The sequence below is a fragment of the Edaphobacter modestus genome (assembly GCF_004217555.1).
Lineage (GTDB): Bacteria > Acidobacteriota > Terriglobia > Terriglobales > Acidobacteriaceae > Edaphobacter > Edaphobacter modestus.
This window is the reverse complement of sequence record NZ_SHKW01000001.1, coordinates 897,654-920,021: the sequence shown is the minus strand read 5'-3', so window position 1 is coordinate 920,021 and position 22,368 is coordinate 897,654. Positions and strand designations below refer to the sequence as shown.

General features: G+C 56.3%; 21 protein-coding genes. 7 read left to right on the top strand and 14 right to left on the bottom strand.

Going from position 1 to position 22,368, the window contains the following annotated elements; all coding sequences use genetic code 11:
- Positions 1 to 13 precede the first annotated feature (13 nt).
- Complete coding sequence (locus BDD14_RS03805) at positions 14 to 871, top strand: gluzincin family metallopeptidase (protein WP_242617714.1); 858 nt, start codon at positions 14 to 16, stop codon at positions 869 to 871.
- A gap of 60 nt (positions 872 to 931) precedes the next feature.
- Here BDD14_RS03805 and BDD14_RS03800 read toward each other — a convergent pair whose 3' ends face one another.
- The 4 genes from BDD14_RS03800 to BDD14_RS03785 all read right to left on the bottom strand — a co-directional run bounded on the left by BDD14_RS03800 (position 932) and on the right by BDD14_RS03785 (position 5,605).
- Positions 932 to 1,690, bottom strand: coding sequence for a hypothetical protein (locus BDD14_RS03800; RefSeq protein WP_130417634.1), 759 nt, complete (start codon positions 1,688 to 1,690; stop codon positions 932 to 934).
- A 662-nt stretch (positions 1,691 to 2,352) separates the two neighbouring features.
- Positions 2,353 to 3,660 (bottom strand): diaminopimelate decarboxylase, encoded by a 1,308-nt coding sequence (lysA, locus tag BDD14_RS03795; RefSeq protein WP_242617713.1) that lies wholly within the window; start codon positions 3,658 to 3,660, stop codon positions 2,353 to 2,355.
- 231 nt (positions 3,661 to 3,891) lie between these two features.
- Positions 3,892 to 4,212, bottom strand: coding sequence for a PspC domain-containing protein (locus BDD14_RS03790; RefSeq protein WP_130417633.1), 321 nt, complete (start codon positions 4,210 to 4,212; stop codon positions 3,892 to 3,894).
- Between the two features lie 124 nt (positions 4,213 to 4,336).
- Positions 4,337 to 5,605 (bottom strand): tetratricopeptide repeat protein, encoded by a 1,269-nt coding sequence (locus BDD14_RS03785; protein ID WP_242617712.1) that lies wholly within the window; start codon positions 5,603 to 5,605, stop codon positions 4,337 to 4,339.
- Between the two features lie 128 nt (positions 5,606 to 5,733).
- Here BDD14_RS03785 and BDD14_RS03780 point away from each other — a divergent pair, with 128 nt between their 5' ends.
- Positions 5,734 to 6,150, top strand: coding sequence for a hypothetical protein (locus BDD14_RS03780; RefSeq protein ID WP_130417632.1), 417 nt, complete (start codon positions 5,734 to 5,736; stop codon positions 6,148 to 6,150).
- A gap of 138 nt (positions 6,151 to 6,288) precedes the next feature.
- On the opposite strand, the gene BDD14_RS03775 is transcribed toward BDD14_RS03780, so the two are convergent.
- Positions 6,289 to 7,380: an IS5 family transposase gene (locus tag BDD14_RS03775; protein ID WP_130417184.1), complete on the bottom strand. Its 1,092-nt coding sequence runs from the start codon at positions 7,378 to 7,380 to the stop codon at positions 6,289 to 6,291.
- Positions 7,381 to 7,439: 59 nt separating this feature from the next.
- Entirely contained in the window at positions 7,440 to 7,973 is a 534-nt protein-coding gene (locus BDD14_RS03770) for a DUF1569 domain-containing protein (RefSeq protein ID WP_130417631.1), read from the bottom strand.
- A 45-nt stretch (positions 7,974 to 8,018) separates the two neighbouring features.
- Here BDD14_RS03770 and BDD14_RS03765 point away from each other — a divergent pair, with 45 nt between their 5' ends.
- The 3 genes from BDD14_RS03765 (at position 8,019) to pnp (ending at position 11,388) form a co-directional block, all read left to right on the top strand.
- Entirely contained in the window at positions 8,019 to 8,249 is a 231-nt protein-coding gene (locus BDD14_RS03765; protein WP_130417630.1) for a hypothetical protein, read from the top strand.
- Positions 8,250 to 8,394: 145 nt separating this feature from the next.
- A complete protein-coding gene (rpsO, locus tag BDD14_RS03760; RefSeq protein WP_026393045.1) occupies positions 8,395 to 8,661 on the top strand; it encodes a 30S ribosomal protein S15 in 267 nt (88 codons plus the stop codon).
- Positions 8,662 to 8,982: 321 nt separating this feature from the next.
- Complete coding sequence (gene pnp, locus BDD14_RS03755; RefSeq protein ID WP_130417629.1) at positions 8,983 to 11,388, top strand: polyribonucleotide nucleotidyltransferase; 2,406 nt, start codon at positions 8,983 to 8,985, stop codon at positions 11,386 to 11,388.
- A gap of 245 nt (positions 11,389 to 11,633) precedes the next feature.
- Here the strand turns inward: pnp and BDD14_RS03750 are convergent, their stop codons facing one another.
- The 6 genes from BDD14_RS03750 to BDD14_RS03725 all read right to left on the bottom strand — a co-directional run bounded on the left by BDD14_RS03750 (position 11,634) and on the right by BDD14_RS03725 (position 16,221).
- Complete coding sequence (locus tag BDD14_RS03750) at positions 11,634 to 12,935, bottom strand: nucleotidyltransferase family protein (RefSeq protein ID WP_130417628.1); 1,302 nt, start codon at positions 12,933 to 12,935, stop codon at positions 11,634 to 11,636.
- A gap of 2 nt (positions 12,936 to 12,937) precedes the next feature.
- Positions 12,938 to 13,822, bottom strand: a complete 885-nt coding sequence (locus tag BDD14_RS03745; RefSeq protein WP_165419919.1) for an HPr kinase/phosphorylase — start codon at positions 13,820 to 13,822, stop codon at positions 12,938 to 12,940.
- Positions 13,823 to 13,960: 138 nt separating this feature from the next.
- The gene (locus BDD14_RS03740; protein ID WP_130417626.1) at positions 13,961 to 14,449 is read right to left on the bottom strand and encodes a c-type cytochrome; all 489 of its coding nucleotides are present in this window, start codon (positions 14,447 to 14,449) and stop codon (positions 13,961 to 13,963) included.
- Between the two features lie 3 nt (positions 14,450 to 14,452).
- Positions 14,453 to 14,809 (bottom strand): cupredoxin domain-containing protein, encoded by a 357-nt coding sequence (locus BDD14_RS03735; RefSeq protein ID WP_130417625.1) that lies wholly within the window; start codon positions 14,807 to 14,809, stop codon positions 14,453 to 14,455.
- Positions 14,810 to 14,854: 45 nt separating this feature from the next.
- Positions 14,855 to 15,145 carry a c-type cytochrome gene (locus BDD14_RS03730; protein WP_130417624.1) on the bottom strand — a complete coding sequence of 97 codons (291 nt, stop codon included), beginning with the start codon at positions 15,143 to 15,145 and terminating at the stop codon, positions 14,855 to 14,857.
- Positions 15,142 to 16,221, bottom strand: coding sequence for a hypothetical protein (locus tag BDD14_RS03725; protein ID WP_130417623.1), 1,080 nt, complete (start codon positions 16,219 to 16,221; stop codon positions 15,142 to 15,144). Before BDD14_RS03725 ends, BDD14_RS03730 begins: the two co-directional genes overlap by 4 nt.
- A 250-nt stretch (positions 16,222 to 16,471) precedes the next feature.
- Here BDD14_RS03725 and BDD14_RS03720 point away from each other — a divergent pair, with 250 nt between their 5' ends.
- Positions 16,472 to 17,530: a zinc-dependent alcohol dehydrogenase gene (locus BDD14_RS03720; protein ID WP_130417622.1), complete on the top strand. Its 1,059-nt coding sequence runs from the start codon at positions 16,472 to 16,474 to the stop codon at positions 17,528 to 17,530.
- Positions 17,530 to 18,393 (top strand): SDR family NAD(P)-dependent oxidoreductase, encoded by an 864-nt coding sequence (locus BDD14_RS03715; RefSeq protein ID WP_278045467.1) that lies wholly within the window; start codon positions 17,530 to 17,532, stop codon positions 18,391 to 18,393. Before BDD14_RS03720 ends, BDD14_RS03715 begins: the two co-directional genes overlap by 1 nt.
- Here BDD14_RS03715 and BDD14_RS03710 read toward each other — a convergent pair.
- Both BDD14_RS03710 and BDD14_RS03705 read right to left on the bottom strand, forming a co-directional pair.
- On the bottom strand, positions 18,371 to 19,627 hold the full coding sequence (locus BDD14_RS03710; protein WP_130417621.1) for an MFS transporter: 1,257 nt from the start codon (positions 19,625 to 19,627) through the stop codon (positions 18,371 to 18,373). The genes BDD14_RS03715 and BDD14_RS03710 overlap by 23 nt on opposite strands.
- Before the next feature lie 439 nt (positions 19,628 to 20,066).
- Positions 20,067 to 22,133 (bottom strand): tetratricopeptide repeat protein, encoded by a 2,067-nt coding sequence (locus BDD14_RS03705; protein ID WP_130417620.1) that lies wholly within the window; start codon positions 22,131 to 22,133, stop codon positions 20,067 to 20,069.
- Positions 22,134 to 22,368: the final 235 nt, after the last annotated feature.

Genomic DNA, 22,368 nt, shown 5'->3' with positions numbered 1-22,368 from the left:
TGGAGGCCAGCCCGTGGTTTTCTCCCAACAGATTGAGGAAGGCGGTGCGAGGATCCAGGTGGACTTCGCATCTGGAGACCTCGATCTGGATCGAGCAGAGGTTTTGAACTGGATTCACGAGGCGGTGCATGCCGTGACGGTGTACTACGGGCGTTTTTCGGTGGAGCGCGCTCGCGTGCTTGTGGTGCCGGTTGCGGGGAGTGAGCGCATTCTGCAAGGTACGACGTGGGGAGATATGCGTGGATTTCCCGGGCTTACCCGGATACGACTGGGGCAGCACACGACCAAACGCGAGCTGGTCGAGGACTGGACGATGACCCATGAACTTACGCATATGGCCTTTCCAAACCTTCCGGATAACCAGCACTGGATGGAGGAAGGGCTGGCGACCTACATTGAGCCCATCGCGCGAGTGCAGGCGGGGCAGCTACCGGCGAAGAAGATATGGCAGGACATGATGGAGGGAATGCCGAAGGGGCAGCCGCGCGAAGGTGATCTTGGGCTGGATAGAACCCACACCTGGGGACGCACCTACTGGGGCGGGGCGCTGTTCTGCCTGGTTGCGGATGTGTCGATTCGCAAGGAGACAAAGAACCGGAAGGGATTGCAGGATGCTCTGCGAGCCATCGTGGCGGAGGGAGGCAGTATCGATAAGGATTGGCCGATGGAACGAGCCCTTTCGATTGGAGATCGTGCAACCGGGAGCCATGTGCTGACGGAGATGTATGCGAAGTGGAGCAAGGAGCCGGTAGAGGTGGACCTGCCCGATCTGTGGAAACAACTTGGGGTGAAGCAAGGGGAGGCGGGAATCGAGTTCCATTCGAATGCTCCACTTGCTGCTGTGCGTGAGGCAATCACGGGTGCGAGATAGATCGGGGCTCTTCCAGGAACTGACTCGATAGGGGTGAGCTGTGCAGAGAAGAAAGTGCCTTCAGCTGATCAGCCATTCTGCGAAACGGCGCCAAGCCGCGCTCGGGCCGATCACGAACGCGGAGAGGTTACCGATTGCAAAGAGCGCAATTCCTACCCAGAGGGAAACGGGATGAATCCTCCGGAACCTGATGAGGTCGTAAATACCACTGGCGGCAAGGGAGAGCGCTATGGGAAGGATTGCGGCCGCTGGGTGAGTGCGGAGCAGAGGACTGTGACCGATAAAGTGCGCGAACGGAGCCGGCATCAGTACGACGATGGCGAACAACATGAGCCGCTTGTGAATGTCTGACTGACGCCGGTACCAGTATCCGGCGGCTACGAGTATTCCAAATTCGAAGAGATTCCCCAGGGGGAAGATTGTCTGGCCCGCAATTCCAAGCGGGTTCGACTTAGCGCCGAGGTCGCCGCTGAGGTCAAAGCCTCGGCGTGCCATCACGATGGTGGTCACATAGCCCAACACAACTATACCGGCCGCAAGAAACATGGATGCGGTTCCAAGGCGGCGGTGGATGGCAACTCTTCCTGTCTGTATCAGGAGGCTCTGCACGAGAAATATCAGAAGCCACGCGAAGAAAACGATGCCGTGTGCGGCCACCAGCCATGTAAGAGGCCCCAGTCGATTTTCAGGATTCACAATCGAAGGAGCGAACGACGCGATTGAAATGAGGATAAAAACGACGGCCATGCCGGCGTAAAACCAACGATCGGCTGTCTTATCCACCCATCGTCCGGCGGTCAATGTCTGCGTAGTGTTCATGTGGCTCTCCAGGCATTCGATAGAAATGTCATTTCACATCGTGGCCCGTGGCCCATACATCCGAATTGTCACTAACTTTGTTCCAGAGACGATTCCCTCTGCGCAGTAATTGGTTGCCTAAATCCTACTCCAACGAATGAACCTTGCAGTTGGTGTCTGAAGATAGCCAGTTTTTTGAGGAGGCCGAGTTCGTCGGAGCTTGCCCAGCGCTCGACCCTATTTCCGCCTTTGAACTTCGAGATCTCTGTATGCGTCGGATCCTGATTTTTCCGGTGTGCGGAGATTTCTATCTCTAGGGGCTTGCCCTGGATCTCTATGGAGTGTGACGGAAGCGGTCGAGCTTCGCTCGATAATCCCACTCATGCCATGGGACCGCATGAATGGGGCACCCAGCGCGCATTGCTGCGAGATGGGTACCCGGCTGGAAATTTCTGCCAAGATCACAGTTGGAACCGCAGATCCTTCGACTTCGCTGCACTCCGCTCAGGATGACACTTTCTTTCACCCGACCAAGTTCCTCGTGGATGAGCGTATCCACAAATTCTGCGCAGATTCTGTTGCCTCCTCGTTCAATGGCAGGACAGAGATTATATGCAGATTCTGCGCAGATAAGGTTATGCAGACAGGAGGGTACGCCGGCATCCCACGCAGTCGGGCGCGGGTTATAGAACTTCGGGGGCGAGGAGATCGCGTATGGTTTCGCGCCGACGGGCGAGGGTGACCTTCGTGTCTTCGACGAGGACCTCTGCGGGGCGCGGCCTGGAGTTGTAGTTGGAGGCCTGGGTCATTCCATAGGCTCCGGCGTCGAGCAGGGCGACGAGATCGCCGGGCTTGACGTTGGCGATGGCGCGATCGCGGGCGAAGAAGTCGCCGGATTCGCAGACGGGACCTACGATGTCGGCGGTGATGTTCGCGGCCTTTCCCGTGGGTTGGCGGACAGGGATGATCTCGTGGTGAGCGTGATAGAGCGCAGGGCGGATGAGATCGTTCATTGCGGCGTCGGTGATGACGAAGGTTTTCGAGCCGTTCTTTTTGACGACGAGGACGCGGGTGAGCAGCGCTCCGGCCTGGGCGACGATGAAACGGCCGGGTTCGAGAAGGAGATGGGCGCGGTCGTCGGCGAGGCCTTTGGTGAGAGCTGTGGCGTAGCGGTCGACCTGGTGGGCGGCGTCGAAGGGGGCGTCGCTGTAGTCGATGCCGAGGCCTCCGCCAGCGTCGATGGTGCGGATATCGTGGCCGTCGTGACGTAGCTGGGCAACGAGGGCTGTGACGCGGGCGAGTGCGGCGGCAAAGGGATCGACCTTACGGATTTGAGAGCCGATGTGAACGCTGACGCCGTAGGGCTCGAGCCATTTGGATTTTGCGGCGCGGCGATAGATGGCGCGGGCGGATTTGATATCGATGCCGAACTTGTGTTCGCTGAGACCGGTGGAGATGTAGGGATGGGTTTCGGCGAAGACGTCGGGGTTGACGCGGAGGGCGAAGCGGGCGCGGATGCCCAGGGCCTGTGCGCGGGCGGCGAGAAGATCGAGCTCCATCTCGGACTCGACGTTGAACTGGAGGATGTCGGCTTTGAGGGCGGCGTCGATCTCCCAGGCCTGCTTGCCTACGCCGGAGAAGACGACTTTCTTGAGCGCAGGTTTGTGGACGCGACGGATACGCTCGAGCTCACCGCCGGAGACGATGTCGAACCCTGCACCCTGACGGGCGAGAAGACGAAGGATGGCGAGCGAAGAGTTGGCTTTGACGGCGTAGCAGACGGTGTGAGGACGCGAGGCGAAGGCCTGCTGAAAGAGCTGGAAGCGTTGGGAGATCTGGCTGGAGGAGTAGACGTAGAGGGGAGTGCCGTGGTCTTCGGCGAGAGTGGCCAGGCTGACTCCATCACAGTGCAGGATGCGGTTGCGATAGACAAAGGGTCGGGCGGCGACGGTTGCTGCGCTTATCTTGTTCAATGCCTTTTTGGTCTTCAAAACGAGAGTGCTCTTTCTTTCAGTGTCTGACGCAAATTATGGGCGTGAGTCTCTGCGGCTTGTTTCTTGCAGCAGCGGCAGATCCTTCGACTTCGCCTGACGCAAAGAACGCGTCAGACTCCGCTCAGGATGACACGGGTTCCATCCGAAGCAATGTTTGTGGGACGAGTGCTGGTGAGAAGTATTTTGCTTCCTCTGAGTTCTGTCTTCTCGTTATTATGCCGACATTTCTCAGATGTTGTTGTAGGGCAGGGTGTAGGGCTCTTCGGGGATGATGATCCACGCGATGAGGTAGGCGAGTGCGCCGGCGCCGCTTAGGCAGACGAGGGCCGTGATGATGCGGACGACGGTGACGTCCCAGCCGTAACGCTGGGCAAAGGCAGCGCAGACACCGGCGATCATGCGGTTGTTGCGAGGGCGGAAGAGCGGGCTACCGGCGATGGGAGGTGGCGGGGGTGGATACGATGCCGCGCCCGTGCCTATGGGGGCTCCGCAGGAGGAGCAGAAACGGGAGGTCGGTTCCAGCTTCGATCCACAACGAGTACAGAACATGGGAGGTTCTCCAGGAGAACAACATTTTTACACAAGGAGATACGGATGCGGAGGGGGTGGGGTTCCGCTGGTGGGATGAGGTGATCTGAAGGCTGGAGGCGGAACTTGATACAGGCGAGGCGGCTCAGCTTCCGGTATAGGGGGTTTTGAGGTACTTGCGGGCCATGTCAGCCTGGGATTGGTCTCCTCCTCCGGCGGCGGCCTCTTTGTACATCTGGATGGCCTTGTCGCGCTGGTGGAGGAGATCGAACATTTCACCGGCGTTGAGCTGGGCGCGGCGCTTGAGCCATTCGCTGCATTTTGGCTGGGCGGCGGCGTTGAGGTAGTTTTGTGCGGCGGCGGAGATCTGGTTCTGGCCGCGCTGGGTGTCTGCGAGGCCGAAGTAGGTCATCTGCAGGCGGGGATCGATGAAGAAGCCTGGTTTGCGGGCGTCTGTAAGGAGGCGCTCGTAGGCGGCGATGGCTCCGGGGCCGTCGCCCTTGTCTTTGGTGAGGTTGGCCTCTTCGAGGCGGAAGAGGTAGTCGCGGGGGAACTCCTGCGCGAGGCCGTGCTGGACGGCGAGGGCTTCGGGATAGCGGGCGTCGTGGCGCAGGAAGAGGGAGAGGGCGGTGCGGCACTCTACGCGGTTGACGACGCCCTGGGCGGCGCACTGGCGGAGGAGGTCGAGGCCCTTCTCCTTGTTGCCGGTGACGCCGGTGATTCCGATCATGATGCGGAGGATTCGGGGAAGGGAGGCGACGGCAAACTGCTGGATGCCGACGGCCATCTTGGCGTCGGCGTAGCCGGGATCGATGCGGAGGGCCTGTTCGCTGTCGTTGCGGGAGGCAAGACCCTGACGTGCCGCGCCGACGTAGCTGTGATCGACCAGGGTGATGAAGGCGGCGTGCATGCCGCGCGCGTAGCCACGAGCGAACCAGGCATGAGCGTTATTGGGGTTGGCTTTGATCTGCTGATCGCAGAGTGCGATGGCGGAGTCGGTGAGCTGCTCGATGCGGTCGCGCGTGGCCTGAGGAACGGGGACATCGCGTTTGGAGGACAGGAAGGAATCGTGGGCGTAGTAGGTGGTGTCGAGCAGGTCCTGATGATAGAGCTCACGAAAGATGAGGGTCATGAGGATGTAGTTCATCGCCATCGGATTCTGTGGATGGGCGCGCTGGATGGCCTCGAAGCGGACGAGGGCGCCATCGTAGTCGAGGTTATAGAAGAGGACGTGGGCTTCGCGTACTTCGGGTGAGAGATTGATGGGATCGGTGTGGGGATTCGTGGACTGCGCATGTGCCGGGAGAGCGGGTATAAAGAGAGAGAGAAAAAGAAGGACGCCGAGAAGAAGGGTGCAGGATGGTTGGTGGGGCAAGCGGAAGGTCGTCGAAGGCAAGGTGCGGTTTGTCTGCATTCTGGATTCTTTAGAAACCTGTATAACACCACATCTGCTATTTAGACGCTTATGTCCGTAGACTATAACGTTGCCGCATGAAAGACCGGGGCTGCCACTACTTCTAATGCCGAGAGGGAAGGGCTAATATGACACGGTTTGAGCTGCTTCAGGTGCTTGTGGGCCAGGCGCACGCGAATGGGTTTCCCTTCAAAAAGTGGTACGTGGCGCGTATGGGACGCGCATGGACGAGCGCACAAGAGGCGCTCGAAACATTGGCCTCGGAGAGACGATATTACGCACTGCTGTTTTCTCATGAGTTCGCCTCAAACTTCTGGAAGGCCGGTGAACTGATGACCTTCCAGGTTCCTACGCAGACGTTTTCGCGGGCGATGGCGGATGGAAGCGTGCGGGTGGTGACTCGCAAGGCATATACCCGCCGCAGTGCGCGTGAAGACGTGTGGCGCTATCACCTGCGCGAGATGGCGGTGGCGGAAGAACCGCTGAAGTATATCCGGCGATTTGTTCGAGTGGAGGAAGAGCTGGACGAAGCGCAAGAGGTCTAGGAGCTTGTTGAAATAGCTAGAGCTGACTCCTTTACTGATGAGGTTTTGGGTTGATGCAGGGGAGTTGGGTTGTTTATGACGGCTGGCTGGCGGATTCTGCGGCATGTTTTCTTGCCGGGTTGAAGACTCAACCGGCCTTCAGGCGCACTGCTGCTGTGGGTCCTGCTGAGTATGGCTTTGGATGAGCCTTGGCAGACGCAGCAGGTTATGTGCGGCGCAGCTGAAGACGAAGATCCAGTCGACCTTGGCGAGTCCTCGCACCTTCAGCTGGTCGAGCGGACCGGTCTGCTTCAACCAGCCAAATGTCTTCTCCACGAGCCAGCGGCGGCTGAGGCTGAGCGCATAGCCGGCGTGCCGGGTGGTCCTGCCATCGAGGTTCGAGCGGCGTCCCTTGTCGTTCTTCTGCACATGTGCGGTGACGTTGAGGGCGCGGGCTCCGGCGATGAAGTCCTTCGCGTCGTAGGCCTTGTCGGCACCAACCGTGATGCGCCGCGAGCTGTTCTTCTGCCGCTCGTCGAGCATCAGCAGGGCGGCGTCGCGCTCGGCATGGCCGTCGGCCTGGGTCGCCATCGCGGCGGCGATCAGGCCGTTGCGGTTCTCCACCAGCGCATGGCCCAGGTACGCGAGCTTCGACTCCTTGCCATAGCTCTTCTTGTAGAGCCGCGCCTCCGGATCGGTAGTCGATTGATGGGTCTCGTTCGACCTCTTCTGCCCACGGAAGTTAGTGCCGTCGCCATCATCGGAGCCATCCTTCGGCCGGAAGCTCTTCTGCGATGCCCAGGCCTGGATCAGCGTGCCGTCCACGGTGAAGTGCTCGTCACTCATGAAGCGCTTCGCCAGCACGTTCACCTCGGCGAAGAACCGCTGCGCCACGTCCGACGTCAGCAGCCGGTCGCGGTTCTTGGAAAACACGGCATGGTTCCACACCGCGTCGTCCATGCCCAGGCCGACGAACCAGCGGAACAGCAGGTTGTAGTTCAGCTGCTCGACTAACTGGCGCTCCGAACGCACCGAATAAAACGCCTGCAACAACAGCGCCCGCAGCACATACTCGGGCGCAATCGAAGGACGGCCTGATGCCGAATATAGCGCATCGAAATCCTCGTTCAGCGACACCAGAACTGCATCCGTCAACTTGCGAATCTCGCGCAAAGGATGATCCTGTGGAACCCGCTGCTCCAACGTCACACAACTGAACATCTCACCCTGAACCCGCTCGTCGCCACGCATACAACAGAGACGGACCAACACCCAGATCAGACGAAGCCAGAACCTATTTCAACAAGCTCCTAGAGGCGGTACTCCCGGCGGATGGCGGTGATTTGACGGATATGGTGTCGTCCGTGGACAAGATGAAAGCGTCTCCATTGGGCGATGTTGAGGGGACCGAGAGCGAAGTGGGACAGGCAGGGCGTGGAGGTGAAGTGACCTTCGGCTCGCTCCAGCAGCTCCTCCATGGTGGCGAGAGCCGTGCTGAATGCGGAGATGAGGGCGTCTCCGTCCGGGTGCGGATGGGCAGGATTGGCTGAGGGCGTGACGGCGGGAGGAGCTTCGCGCCGGCTGGGAAGAAGCCCGAGGCGAATGACAAAGAGCTGGGCGATGAGCTGGGAGAGAGTCGCTCGCGAGCGAGTGGGGGTGCCTTTCGCCATGCGGGCTTCGATGGCGGATGTTGTGGAAGAGTAGGTAAGGAGAAGATGCTGGGTGATCTGGCAGATGTTCCAGCGGGCCGGATTGCGGTGTGGGTGAAGTTGTGTCTGTGGGGCGGTGAGCCCACGAAGTGAGCGGGAGAATTCGTCTTCCAGGCGGCGGAGGGTGGGGTTCATCGGGAGGGATTCTTTTCGCAGCAGCACCAAAGGTACACTGGAGAGATGGTGGAGGGAATACGGTTTCTATGGAGTGCGACCCAGGGCTATCGGCTTCGGCCATGGCGTAGCCCCTATCTGCGGTGGCGACTGGAGACATATTCGGGGAAGAAAGCCGAAACCGTGGAAGCAAAGGACTTCTGGCGTCTGATGTGGGGAGAGCGAGGGCAGGTTCTGAGATTTTCTCGGTGGCTGGGCGAGATGCGTGGATATGCGGAAGGTGAAAAGGGACGTTGAAGTCCGCTGTCCGCATTGGGGATCGTGGGAAAAATCGGGGCCATGAATCACTTTAGTTATGGCCTCAATTGCCCCTCCGGGATTGCAATGCTATCCTTGTTGGGACACTAAGAGTGATTAGAAGAATCAGGAGTATACGAAAGCTGTGCTAGCACCTGCTAAGAAGACAGACATTATTGCGAAATTTCGCACCCACGATTCCGATACGGGTAGCCCCGAGGTTCAGATCGCGATTCTGAGCGAGCGCATCGGAGAGCTGACTGAGCACTTCAAGACTCACAAGAAGGATCACGGATCGCGCCGCGGGCTATTGATGCTCGTGAGTAAGCGCCGTCGCCTGCTGGATTATCTGAAGAAGTGCGATGCCGACCGCTATCGTGATGTGATCGGTAAACTGGGTATCCGCAAGTAACCGCATCCCCGGAGACATCATTCAAACCATGGAAGCATGCTCGGCCCGTTTTATTCCGGCGGCACGTTTCGTGCAGGAGCCTAGAGGCTCTTGCGGCGGGAGCCGGTAAGGATGACACTCGTGGCAAGCGATTCAATTGCCATGAAAGCTGGACGATTCGAGCCAGCCGGGCGGAACCATCCCCTGAATCATCACAGAAAGTGCAGCCCGCTGACGGCATAGAAAACCGCCGGTGAGCTGCGCTTTTTCGCGCCCGCGGAAGCGGAATGACGCGAAACCAAGTCCCAACGATTGATAGACGAGAGAAAAGAGAGACAGACTATGAAGCAGGACGTGATTGTAGAGCTTGCCGGCGGCAAGCAAATCAAATTTGAGACGGGACGCATGGCCAAGCAGGCCTCCGGCGCCGCGCTGACGTCGAGCGGAGATAACGTGGTGCTGGCGACTGCTGTCGCCGCTCCCGATCCGAAAGAAGGCATCGACTTCTTCCCGTTGACGGTGGAATACCGTGAGTTTACGTATGCCGGTGGACGCATTCCAGGTGGGTTCATCAAGCGCGAAGGACGTCCGAGCGAGAAGGAGATCCTGACCAGCCGTCAGATCGATCGTCCGATTCGCCCGTTGTTTCCTGAAGCCTTCCGCAACGAGACGCAGGTAGTTGCATTCGTCTACTCCGCGGATAAGGAAAATGATACGGATGTGCTTGGGATCAATGGCGCGAGCTGTGCGCTTGCGCTGAGCGACGTTCCATTTCACGGCCCGGTGGGCGCAGTCCGCATCGGAATCGTCGACGACCAGTTCATTGTGAACCCGACTTATGCCGAGCGTGAGAAGAGCACGCTGAACATCATGGTCGTCGGCACCAAGGACGGCATCGTGATGATCGAGTCCGGCGCGAAGGAGATTCCGGAAGAGCGCGTTGTGGATGCGATCGAGTTTGCGCATGGCGAGATCAAGAAGATCTGCGCTGCGATTGAGGACCTGGTATCGCGCGCGGGCAAGCAGAAGCGTCCGGTTACCGCAGTCGAGGTCGACAGCGAATATCTGAGCGCCTTGAAGGCGAAGATCGGTGCCCGTCTTGCGGATGCGCTCGATACGAAGAAGTACCCGAAGTTCGACAGCTATGCCAAGGTCAAGGAGCTGAAGGACGAGCTGAAGCGGGAGCTCCCCGAAGGCGATGCTGACGCGGCCAAGAAGCTGAGCAAATATTACGAACTGCTGCGCGAGAACATCTTCCGCGAGCAGGTGCTGAACGACCGGATTCGTCCCGATCATCGCGCGTTCGATGAGATCCGCGAGATCTCGATTGAGGTCGGCGTTCTTCCCCGAGTTCATGGCTCGGCGCTGTTTACGCGCGGCGAGACGCAGGCACTGGTTTCGGCGACGCTGGGAACGACGGACGACGCGCAGCGACTGGAGAGCTACGAAGGCGAGATCAAGAAGCGCTTCATGCTGCACTACAACTTCCCTCCGTTTTCTGTGGGTGAGGTAGGCAGGATGACAGGCGTCGGCCGCCGCGAGATCGGTCACGGTGCGCTGGCTTCGCGCGCGATCGAGGCGGTGTTGCCGAACGAGGAGCAGTCGCCTTACACATTGCGCGTGGTCTCGGACATTCTCGAGTCCAACGGGTCTTCTTCAATGGCAACGGTCTGCGGTGCGTCGCTTTCGCTGATGCAGGCTGGTATCCCGCTGAAGGGATCAGTGGCTGGGGTGGCGATGGGCCTGGTAAAGGAAGGCGACAAGTATGCCGTTCTGACGGATATTGCCGGCGCCGAGGATCACTATGGCGATATGGACTTCAAGGTGGCCGGAACCCGCAACGGCATTACGGCGCTACAGATGGACATCAAAATTATGGGAATCACGCCGCAGATTATGCGTGAGGCCCTGGAACAGGCGCGTCGCGGCCGCCTCTTCCTGCTGGACAAGATGGACGGAGTCATCGCCGGCGCCAACCAGGAGAAGTCCAAGTTCGCACCTCGCATCCACACGATGCAGATTCCAACGGACAAGATTCGTGACCTGATCGGACCGGGAGGCAAGGTGATTCGCGGAATCATCGAGGCAACCGGAGTGAAGATCGACGTCGATGATTCGGGTCGCGTGAATGTAGCATCGAGCGATGCCGATGGACTGGAGCGTGCCATCCAGATGATTAGCGATCTGACTGCCGTGCCTGAAGTTGGCAAGACATACCTGGGCAAGGTGGTCCGTTTGGCTGAGTTCGGCGCGTTTGTCGAGATATTCCCAGGAACGGACGGCCTGCTGCACGTCTCCGAGATCGCAGAGCATCGCGTAAAGGACGTGAAGGATGAGCTGCGCGACGGAGATCAGATTCTTGTGAAGGTTCTCGCCATCGAGGGAAATCGCATAAAGCTTTCGCGGAAGGCTGTACTGCGGGAGCAGCGAGCCAAACTCGGATTGCCTGAGCCTGCTGCCCCGAACGGAGGAGCAGAGGGACATGGGCGAAGTGAACAGGCGGCTCTCGAAGAGCCTGTCAGCCCCGATGATGAGGACGATTTCGAAGACGGTGAGGATGAGGGCGATGGTGAGGCCAATCTCAATGTCTCCGATGCAGTTCCGCAGGGAGCGCCGCGTCAGGGAGAACAAGGGAGTCCCTCAGGTCAACGTCGTCCTGGAAGCAGGCGGCGCCGTAGTGGACGTCGTGGCGGCCCCGGGGGCGGCGGATCACCACAGGGCGGATCACCGCAGGGCGGCAATCACTAGACTGACTCCCTATATAGCCGAATAACAGAGAGGCTGGGTTCCGCATGTTGCGCGGCCCAGCCTATTTTTTGTAGTTGGACATGATTGCTGACTGAGGAGCGGAGGCTTCTAGAGGCCAGAAACATGCAGCTGCATGTTAGGGCTATCCGGCTACAGCAGGGGATTCCATTAGACTGGGCGACGACCGCAGATTCGCAAAATGCGTTGCAATGAATAAAGCGATCAAGGCAATCATGGGCCAACGGTCAAAAGAAGAAAGACGCCAACAGGAAAAGCCGATAGGTCGAGGATAAGCGGTGTCGGGAGATCTTCCACGCGAGACCACGGGAGAGAGTAGCAATGCTTGCAGCACCATGAGAGACAGAGCGTGCGACGAGGTAATTAAGGTATTGGCAAAACTGGGAGGCGGTCGAAGCAACGAACCGCTTATTCCGTACTCGGACAACTTTGGCGTGAGGCGACGCGATGCGCGGAGGAACCAGAGTTCTCTTGAATATCTTCCATTTCTCTCTGCGGGAGATGAGCAGGCTGAGATGAAGCCATAGGGAATCTTTGTTCTGATGAAACATATTCTCGAGCGCGGAACCCGAGAAGCGTTCGAGCCAAGTTAGCTGCGCGAAAGGCAGATGATTGAGCTCTTGTTCGACCGATGGATGAAGCCGACACCGGAACCACGCCCGCGCATGGTAGAAGGCGATCAATTCCAACGATCGAAGCGCAGGCGAATGCAAAGTGTTCCAGCTACACCAGAAGGCATCATCGTCTGCATGCGAGTGCAGGAAGGCCGCAAGTTCGTAGACGTGATGGACGATCCAATCGCGGAGGAAAAGATTCCTGAGGATGTGAAGAGCGAGATAGCCTAAGTGATCCTCGCTGCTGAGGCTGGGAAAAGAGAACCCATCCAGCTGGCGTACCACGCGTCGCTCCCAGAAAGCTTCGGTCTCCGGCAGATCAATTCTGGAGACGCGCGGATTCCAAAGGCAGAAATGGAGCTCGATGCCTATGGGGATATCTGGATCGTAGAAATTTCCCTTCCAGTGCCAGCTGCCCGGACGCACGAGGGCGTACTCGTGATCGGCAGCAGCAATGCTCAAGCTTTCGTCAGAGGTATAACCGATCTGTTTCAGAGCGGCACTTGCCGTTGCAATCTGAATGGGCGGGCAGTAGAGATCGAGATCGGACTGGGACCTGTATTCGGGCCTGACAACGTAATCGGGCGACTGAGTAAATCCCTTGATTACGATGTGTTCCACTCCCGCATGATGGAGCGCGGTGGCAGCCTCAAGGTAAACCGATTGTATTTTCTTATACCGCACGGCGTTGTCCGCCAGATTACATTCGAGTCGCTCGGCGACCCATTGCGGCATCTCCACCCTGGGAAGCTGCGCGAGAGAGAGAGTAAGGTGGGATGTATCACAAAATTCGAGAAGGTCGCGCCACTGATCCTCCTCCAGCTCACGAAGAGGCTGCATCTTACGCTCCTGCAGTTGCAAGGCATCCAGCAGTGCCGCGACGTGAGGAGGAATATTCAGCGTTCGCATCTCCATGGCTAGGTTCCGATCTGTGCGAGCTGATTGAGTCGATCGATAGCGTGCTCGAGCCGGGTGTATCGCAGTTCATAGACCGGTAGCTTAAGCAAACCGTCGATCGCGGCAAGCTGTTGACGGTTCGAGGCCGTGTGAGGGAATGGACCTTGATGAAGCCAGGAGCGAGCGCTTTCTTTCGGAAATGGAAGCAACTCTGGTTTTGCTGTCGGGCTGCGATTGAGAAAGATGATGGCCTTTACGGTCGTTGACTCTGCTGTAGTTATTCCGGAAAGCTCCTGGGCGGGAATCTCGATTGATGGTTTTCCTATGGCACGAGGTGTGATCGGACGCCCATGGAGTTCGGGGAAGAGCTGTGCTCCTGAATCACGTAGGCGGAACTGATAACAGTTTCCTACTACTACATTGTGAGTACGGTTCTGTAACAGGTAGCTGGCATCGTCACTGGTAAATGTCCAGCCTGATTTTGCTCCCGCAAAGGCGAGAGAAGACTTTCCGGCTCCGGAGTCTCCGCAAAGAAGCATGCCAGATCCATTGATACTGACGCATGCCGCGTGAAGAGCGGTAACTCTACAGGCTGCCAACATGGATAGGGCGGCGGCCTCAAGAATGTGATAACGCAGGTAAAGGCTTGATTGGGCCGTCTGTTCCGTTATCCAGCCAAATGCCAAACCAGTGTTCAGATCGCAACTGACGAAGTTGTATTGGTCGGCGATATGGGTAAGGAGATGGTCTTGAGCTCTACAAAGAGGAGCCTCGGGAAGAGTAGAAACTTTATTGGGGTTTGAGGTAACGGAAAGCTTCAGTTGAAGCGGGGCCATATCGAATCGGTGCTGGAACACATTCCAACTCTTCGCCGAGGCTGCGAGGACCTCCGGAAAATTCGTCATCACTTCGAGGGGAAAGCCGAGAGGGAAATAAGTTGACCGATGTGGTAGCACTATATTTGACAGAAACGAATCTGCAGGCGAGGGCGCTAATGAGCTTGTATTTACCGGGTGTGCTACCGTCGTCATCGATCGCTCCGTTTATTTTTCATATTCATCGCCTGTGTAGGCGCGAGGCTCACCGAGACTGCCGGCGGGCGGAAGATGGCGAAGGAAAAGGACGATGGTCCACATGTCGTCTTCGCTCAGAATGCCTTTGGATGCCGGCATTCCCGACGGTGCTATACCGTTCTCGATGACCCATTTGAGTTGACCGTCGGTGTAACTCTGGATCTCGGAAGATGCCAGCGAGGGAATAGGTGGAGAGAGCGCCTTTGCGAAGGGAACGCCGGTGTTCTGTCCGTCTCGCCCGTGACAGACGACGCAGTAAAAGCCAAAGGTCTGTTTTCCGCTCTCTATCTTTTCCGGTGTTGCTGGAATCGGATTTCGATCGGTTTTTCCCCTTACGGTAATGTTGTGTTTTGTCCAATCGATCACGGTCGTTTCGACGTGGGTTGGCGGCGTGGCGCGACATGCGGTAAGAGCGATCGAGATCATCGTGCCAGCGATTGTAATGGGTTTCCCCCGCATGAGCTACTCCTTTACATGAACCACAAAGAGCATGGAGCCATGCCCGCCTCCACAAAAGCGACCGCATTGTCCGCGAAAGTCGCCAGCAGTGGTGGGCTTCACAATGATGTCAGTAGGTTTGCCCTTCTTGATCTCCTGGTTGATATTGAGGCCCGGAACGAGGAGGGCATGGGTGACATCGTCAGAGACCAGCCGTAGTTGAACGACTTCGTCTTGTTTCAGTGTTATTTCAGAAGGTTCGAAGCTGAACCTGTGGGCGTGAATCTCAATTGTGCGGTCCGGTTGCTGTGCCCGGATCGCAGGTGCCGCCTGCATCGTGATGAGTAGTAATGCAGTCAGAGTGCGGGAAATCAGGTTCACTCGAACATCCTCCAATATGGTCTAGATAAGGGCGAATTGCGGGTGCTATGGTGCGAAGAATTTGAGGAGAAGCTCTTCGTCTTTACGAGAAAGACGGGCACGCGAACGCATGTGCATAACGATGGTTCCGGTAATGCGGGGCGAAAGGACCATTGGCGGTGTATGACAGCGAACGCAGTTATCGTTGTAGACCTGTTCGCCGGTTTTAAGTGGACGAGTCTGCTGCTGTACGGTTGCGGTGGGTTTGTCCGTTTTTTGCTCCTGTGCCGCTAATGCGATTGAGACGATAAGCAGCACCCACGAGCAAAGCATGACGCTCAAGAATCGACGATTCATTTCTTCCTCGCTGGCCAGAGTGGAAACAGAAATCTGTAGGTTGCACCTATGTTCCAAACGTTGGCGTTACCCTGAGGGCTGAAGCTGCGCCCGTAGCTGGAGACGATGCGAATGTCATCGCGAAAGTAATAGTTGAGCCCGAAGTCAACTCTGTTTGTATCCACAGTCGGCAAGCTATTACCGCCGCCATGCAAGGGAAAGAATTGTTGCATACGACCCACAAGCTGAAGCTTGCGTGTTATGACCGGGATGGGCAGCTGTTGAGGTCGGTACGCACTTTCTATCCAATAACCTCGACCGTTGTAGCTGAAATCTCCTTCAGCTTTCAGATCCAGTGGGACTGTGCGCGGTTGCCATGAGATATAGGTAGCAACGCTATTGATATTGCGTTGTTGCAGGAAGCGCTGGTAAGAGACGCCTACCTCAAGCCGGGGACCGTTGAGAAAGATGCTTGTATCGCCGCCTGCTGTTCGCGCTGCCTCGAGTTGATTGATGTCGCTGCGTGCAGAGAAGTAGGCGGAGTACTGGATAGAGAACGACTGATGCTGAGTCGCAACGCCCCGCAACATGAACCCGTCACCGGCGCCGCTATTGCGGGTACCTATTGAAGCCGTAATCGGGGAATCAGCCAGATTACGAATCCATATAGGCACGAGACGTTCGTTGTACATCCCGAACGGAAGCAGATACTTACCGGCGCTGACCATGATGTGGGTATTTGCGAACCAGTCAAGCTGCGCGTAGTCAACGGTTTTGAACACCTTCCCCTTAAATGGGCCGGACGTTTGATTCTCCCGCTGAAAGAAACCTGTGAAGTCGGTACGCGATTGCAGCAGCACATGTGATCCAAAGGGCACCAGAAGGACTGGGTTGATTTGAGGGATAAGTGAAGTCACCCCACCGTTCACATTGTGTATGTAAGCCGCTCCTCCTGAGATCACCGGAACATGTCCTGCGTGGGATTCAAGGTCTTGCGTGGGCGGTACACTCTGCGCGTTCAGGCGGCAGGTAAGTGTGACCAGGATTCCCATCAGGGCCAGAGGCCATCGATCTCTTTTGCGATATCGCCGTCGCACGAAGATTCCTCCAATAGATACAGCCGTGATCGTCTACTGATTGATACTTTCAACTCAATACAGGGCTGAGTATAGGAAGCCGAAGGGCGCGAATTGTCACGCATCTATCTCGGCAATGTCAAACTCTTTGGGGGCCAGGGATTACGCAAAGTCGCGACATTTCGATGACAATATCGCAACAAGGTGACAGTGAATTGTTGGCAGGAGACAACAGGACAACGATGGCGTGCATTCGTGTAAAGTGATAGCCATGAAAGCCTTATTGTTATCGGAGTATCGAGAGCTCGAACTGGTCGAAGCGCCATTGCCTGAGTTAGCGCCTGATGAGATATTGCTTCAGGTTGAAGCATGTGGCATTTGTGGAAGCGATGTCCATGGCTATGACGGCTCCTCCGGGCGGCGGATACCGCCCCTCATCATGGGACACGAAGCGGCAGGCGTGATCGCAAAGGTGGGCTCAGGGGTCACAGATTGGGGGGTTGGAGAACGGGTTACCTTCGATTCGACTCTCTATTGTGGAAGCTGCCCATATTGTCGTCGCGGCGAGATCAACCTATGTGACAACCGCCAGGTGTTTGGTGTCTCCTGCAAGGACTATCGTCGGAACGGCGCATTTGCAGAGTACCTGGCAATTCCTGCCAGGGTACTTCATCGTTTGCCTTCGGAGTTATCGTTTACCGAGGCTGCAATGATCGAAGCTGTTTCCGTTGCGCTGCATGCGGTTTCTATATCGAAGTTCCGACGCGGAGAAACAGCGCTGGTACTTGGTGCCGGAATGATCGGAACATTGATTGTGCAGGCGTTACGCGTAGAGGGCGCTTCACACATCTTTGTGGTGGATCCGGATAAGAGCAGAGTTGACGCCGCTGGAAAGGTGGGTGCGCATACCCCGATCCATCTGGGTACTGATGACACAAACTCAGATGTCTCGGGGATCGTATTTCAGCATTATGCGCAGGGAGTCGATCATGTCTTCGAGGCAGTCGGCTTCGGAGCGACTGTGAAAACGGCGATCAATGCGGTACGCAAAGGCGGGACCGTTACCCTGGTTGGAAATATCGATCCTAATGTCGAGTTGCCGCTGCAAGCAGTAGTGACGAGACAAATCAGACTGCAGGGATCGGCAGCCTCTGCGGGAGAATATCCTCGGGCTATCGAGCTTCTGGCCTCGAAACAGATCGATGTGAGCTCGCTGATATCCGCAGTCGAACCACTCTCCAACGGAGCAGCAGCATTTGAGCGGCTTTACCGAAAGGAAGCAAATTTGATCAAGGTCATTCTTACTCCGAATGTGGGGAATGGAGACTAGTGAGAGAAGAATTAGCGAATTCCACGCAGCCGCCATCCTTCCCGTTTTTCAATCTTAGCGGCAGGGTTGCTATGGTGACGGGGACGAGCCGGGGGCTCGGCCAGCATTTTGCTCGCGCGCTTGCTCGCGCTGGCGCCGATCTAATTCTGACAAGTCGCCAGCAGAGCGCCTTAGCAGAGTTCGAGAGAGAGATTACCGAGCTAGGTCGCCGTTGTGTCTCGGTGGCGCTCGATGTCTGCAGCGAAGAGTCGATTCGTTCAGCTGTCGCAGAAGCCGAATCAGCATTCGGTTCGATCGACATCCTTGTGAATAATGCGGGGATGAACATTCGAAAGCCTGCCATAGAGGTCTCCTGGGAGGACTGGAACCGGATCCTGGACACAAATCTGCGCGGATCTTTTTTCGTGGCGCAAGCAGTGGCGAAAGGTATGATCAAGCGCGGTTATGGACGCATTATCAATGTGGGTTCTGTGACTTCTGTGGCAGGATACGCCGGTCTCGGCCCTTACGGTGCGAGCCGTGGAGGGATTCGCCAGTTGACGATGAGTCTTGCGGATGATTGGGGAGTTCATGGGATCACAGTAAACTGTCTCGCGCCAGGATGGTTCAGAACAGAACAGAACAAAATTATGTATGAAAGCAAGGAATGGGTTGAGTATCTCTGCGATCGCATTCCAGTTAAGCGACCTGGACGGCCTGACGATCTGGAGGGTCCTGTCGTATTTCTGGCATCTGAGGAGAGCAGATATGTAACAGGGCAAACTCTGCTTGTTGATGGTGGGATCTCAACAGGGGCAACACGCGCCCTCCCCAAAACGTCGGCCAGCGCTGTGACGAGCGCTATGCAGCCAATTGATCTTTAGCGAGAGCGAAGGGGATCTGTTCGATCCGGCCAAGCAAGAACACGTAGCTTGCAATGCCGATCAAAAGAATGATGCCTGCGACAAAAAATGCGGCGTCAAAGGAATGAGTTCCGGTGGTGATGTAGCCTGTCGCCACGGGTGCCACGATTGCAGCCAGCTGATTGGACTGGTTCATAATAGCTCCGACGCGCCCCGTGCTTGCTGGCGGCGCCAGAAGGGAAGGCAGAGTCCATAGGATGGGTGACGCGGCCGCGAGCCCGCTGAGTGCCAGGCTCAGGCATACGAGGACAATTTGAGGCTGGCGTAGAAAGGCGGGAGCGAGAACGAAAAGGCCCATGCCCGTTCCTATAAGAAGTATGGTTTTGCGAACTGTGCCGGCATCGTGGCCTCGTCGAATGAGCGAGTCTGTCAGCATGCCACCTACGGCAAACCCAAAAAATGCCGCCACAAGCCAAGGCACTGCGGACCACAAGACTGCTTGTCGACTTGTCATTTTGAGACCTTTCTGGAGGTAGAAAGGCATCCAAGTCAAAAGCAGGTAAAAACAGTAGTTGTAGGCGCCGGAACCTAGTGCAGCCCCTAAAATTTTTCGCTGTCGTAAGAGATCGGATAATCGCAGACGCCCGGTGTCGGCATTTTTGTTTTCCGCGGGATCGATGTTCTGACGTACTGCGGGATCGCGATACGTGAAGGCAAATAAAAGTGCATAAAGGATGCTGAGAATCGCTGTTGCGGCGAAGTTAGCGCGCATTCCGAATCGGAGGAGAATAAGCCCCAGGATGGGAGTGCCAAGCCCGATTGAGAGTTTCGCTGCGGCATCAAACGTAGCCGTCGGAACTCCGCGCTCATTTGGTGGGAACCATAAGCCGATCGCCTTGGCGCAGGCAGGGAAGGTAGGGGCTTCGCCAATACCGAGCAGAAACCGTGCAGCGAAGAGAAACAGAATCGTAGGCGCCACGGCTGCAAGTCCGGAGGCAATTGCCCACAAGAGGATCGATACGAGCATGATGCGCCGAACTCCGAAACGATCGAGCAGGGAGCCGCTCGGCAATTGCATCATTGCGTATGTCCAGCTATAGGCTCCCAGCAGGTATCCGAATACGATGTCGGAGATTCCGAAGGCACTTTGCAGGGCGTCGTGAGCGACGGATAGATTGACCCGGTCGAAATAGTTAACGAGGATGCCGATGCCAAGAACCACGGCGATAGAGACACGTTTGTTTCGGCTGATCATTGGCAATCCAGTCTGTGCATGAGTCGATCGGAGAAATTTTGACTGTTGTGCAATATGAAAATTAGCATGTGCAAGCAGTCCAAATCCATTCAGAGCAGTGTCTGCGACCGGAGATTGAAATGCAACGCTTTTATCCCGGGTTTCTCGTCGCACTGTTGTGGATCGTCTGTTTTCTCAATTATGCGGATCGCCAGGCCATCTTTTCGATCTTCCCACTGCTGCGAACGGAACTTGGTCTCACATCCATTCAGCTGGGGGTGGTTGCGTCCTGTTTCATGTTGATGTGTGCCCTGGCGGGCTCTCAATGTAGGACGCATTTGGTGGAAGCAAGGCCGCTGCTGAGGATGTGTTGAAAAAACCTGCAACTTCCCAATAGGGGGAAGGCAGGGCACGATGGTTAACATCTGCTCACGCAGTAATGAGCGACTGCTCGAGATGATTAGACTGGCGGGTGTAGCGTTCTCGAGATCTTTGCCAGGTCTGTGAGGACACGATTGACAAGATCCGCCCATCCATCTTTGGCTGTTTGTCGGAAGAGCCGCATCGTTGGATACCATGGTGTCCCTTCACCTTCTAGCCCCCACCGCCAATCCGCAGATTCAGGTAGCATAAGCCACACGGGTTTACCCATCGAGGCCGCAAGGTGGGCCACCGAGGTATCCACGCCGATGACAAGATCCAAGGTGTCAATTACTCTCGCGGTATCCAGGAAATCTTCACAAGACAACAGGGGGCGCTGCATGGGAAAGGTTGAGGCTGCAATGACGTCGCAATTCGGAACATCCTTCTGAAGTGAAACGAATGTCACTCCGGATAGTTCACGGAACGGCAAAAGCATCTGAAAAGGTATGGAGCGAAATGTATCTCGTGTGTGCTTTGGATTGCCTGCCCATACGATTCCTACTTTCAGCGCCTCGAGTCGCTGAAAGGGTTTCAGGAAGATTTCATCCTTTGCAACTGCTGTTAGTTCTACAGGAGGAGGAATCGAATCCAGTCTGGTGCCGAGCACATTTGGGAGTGACATGAGGGGACAGTGCAAATCAAAATTAGGGAGGGGATCAATTCCTTGACGAAGGCATGCCTGAACTCCTGGGATTTGCTTTAGAAGACGATAGAGGAGCGATTGGACTTCGAGGACAATTACCCCTCCTAGCCGCACGATATCCTTGACATAGCGGACAAATTGGATCGTATCGCCATAACCCTGTTCGGCATGAAGAAGGATTACTCGCCGGTCCAGGGATTGTCCTTCCCACAAAGGTTGAGTAAAGGGCCGGACGCGCGCTGAAAACTCCGGCAAACGCCAGCGCCATTCGAATTCGGGCCATCCAAGTTCGTAGTCGCCCTCGCTTAACAAAATCACAGCGCGGGCCACATGAGCATCGATATGGTCTGGATCGAGCTTAATGGCTCTGTCGAGGAATTCGACCCCGCCTTTATCTTTTCTCCTCAATATATTGAGGCCAATATTCACGAGATAGTCCACTGAGCTAGGCCGGAGGGAGTGGGCAGCGGCAAATGCGGCCGAGGCTTTGATATATTCTCCAAGGCCTTCGTAGGCGGCTCCTAAACCATTGTGTGCTTCGTCGCATGTCGGCTCTAAGCGAATAGTCTCCTCGAAACACTGAATACTTTGCAGGAAATGTTTACCCTTGATGAGAGCATGACCGAGAAACAAGTGAGTACGGGCATGTCCAGGATCGAGACGTAGGGCACGGGAAAACGCATTCATAGCCTCCTCCGCGTCCTCCCTTTTCAGATGAGCAAGTCCCAGAAGCGTGATTGCATCGCGGTCTGACGGCGCGCAATGAACGGCTCGCTCATAGGAGCGAATGGCGAGATCGAACTGCTGTTGTGCCATATAAACATTGCCCAAATTGATATGCGCGTCTGGATGTGATGGAGCGCATTCTGCGGCAGCTAGATAGTTGGTCTTCGCGCCCTCTTGGTCGCCAGACGAGAGCAGAGCATTCCCAAGGGCATTGAGGGCGGCAATAGAGTGGGGCTCACCGGAGACAGCTTTTTTGTACCATCTGATCGCCGCTGCAGTCTCGTCTTTCGCCATCATGAGATTAGCAAGCCCGAAGAGAGCGTCGAAACTTGCTGGAGAATAGCGAAGTGCCGCTTGAAAGTTTTTTTTCGCCGCGCCCCAGTCTTCCTGCGAATTTTCAAGGTTACCCAGATTCACATAGGTGCTTGATGTACGGGAATCAAGAGTGATGGATCGTTCGAAGCTCCGCCTCGCGCCCGCTATATCTCCTATCGCGTGGAGAGCATTGCCCAGGTTGTTATGGTAGGGGGCATATTGGGAGTTGATCTGTATCGCGTAGCCGATAAGTTCAGTCGCAACCTTCGACTGTCCAATCTGATGCATCAGGACGCCAAGAAGATGAAGTGCGTCAGCATTGTGTGGTTCCGCAACCAGAAGTTCTCGGTATAACGTGGCCGCTTGGACAAAGGTTCCAGCTTTATGATGGCTTATTGCTAATGTGAGTTTAGGGTTCACAGGATCATCCACTCATGAGCGCTACATAGACTATGTAAAGCAATCTGCGCGCCAAAACGCATGCCTGAAATATTAGGTTGGCCTGAGGTTCGAGACCCAAAAGGACTTCGTGGATTGTCAGCAACCAGAAGTTACGCTCAACCGACGCCGATTCCGTCCTCCGTTCCACGCGTTTCATCAGTTTGCAGTTCCACGACTGTTCGCTCCGTTGGCAAGCTCATTGGTTGTTCCGACC

Coding starts and splice junctions, on each gene's coding strand:
- BDD14_RS03775 (WP_130417184.1), bottom strand. CDS start 7,380: ATGCGTGGCGACGAGCGGGTTCAGGGTGAGATGTTCAGTTGTGTGACG.
- BDD14_RS03800 (WP_130417634.1), bottom strand. CDS start 1,690: ATGAACACTACGCAGACATTGACCGCCGGACGATGGGTGGATAAGACA.
- BDD14_RS03730 (WP_130417624.1), bottom strand. CDS start 15,145: ATGAATCGTCGATTCTTGAGCGTCATGCTTTGCTCGTGGGTGCTGCTT.
- pnp (WP_130417629.1), top strand. CDS start 8,983: ATGAAGCAGGACGTGATTGTAGAGCTTGCCGGCGGCAAGCAAATCAAA.
- BDD14_RS03710 (WP_130417621.1), bottom strand. CDS start 19,627: ATGATCAGCCGAAACAAACGTGTCTCTATCGCCGTGGTTCTTGGCATC.
- BDD14_RS03780 (WP_130417632.1), top strand. CDS start 5,734: ATGACACGGTTTGAGCTGCTTCAGGTGCTTGTGGGCCAGGCGCACGCG.
- BDD14_RS03785 (WP_242617712.1), bottom strand. CDS start 5,605: ATGCAGACAAACCGCACCTTGCCTTCGACGACCTTCCGCTTGCCCCAC.
- BDD14_RS03750 (WP_130417628.1), bottom strand. CDS start 12,935: ATGGAGATGCGAACGCTGAATATTCCTCCTCACGTCGCGGCACTGCTG.
- BDD14_RS03740 (WP_130417626.1), bottom strand. CDS start 14,449: ATGCGGGGGAAACCCATTACAATCGCTGGCACGATGATCTCGATCGCT.
- BDD14_RS03720 (WP_130417622.1), top strand. CDS start 16,472: ATGAAAGCCTTATTGTTATCGGAGTATCGAGAGCTCGAACTGGTCGAA.
- BDD14_RS03765 (WP_130417630.1), top strand. CDS start 8,019: ATGGTGGAGGGAATACGGTTTCTATGGAGTGCGACCCAGGGCTATCGG.
- BDD14_RS03745 (WP_165419919.1), bottom strand. CDS start 13,822: ATGACGAATTTTCCGGAGGTCCTCGCAGCCTCGGCGAAGAGTTGGAAT.
- BDD14_RS03770 (WP_130417631.1), bottom strand. CDS start 7,973: ATGAACCCCACCCTCCGCCGCCTGGAAGACGAATTCTCCCGCTCACTT.
- BDD14_RS03790 (WP_130417633.1), bottom strand. CDS start 4,212: ATGTTCTGTACTCGTTGTGGATCGAAGCTGGAACCGACCTCCCGTTTC.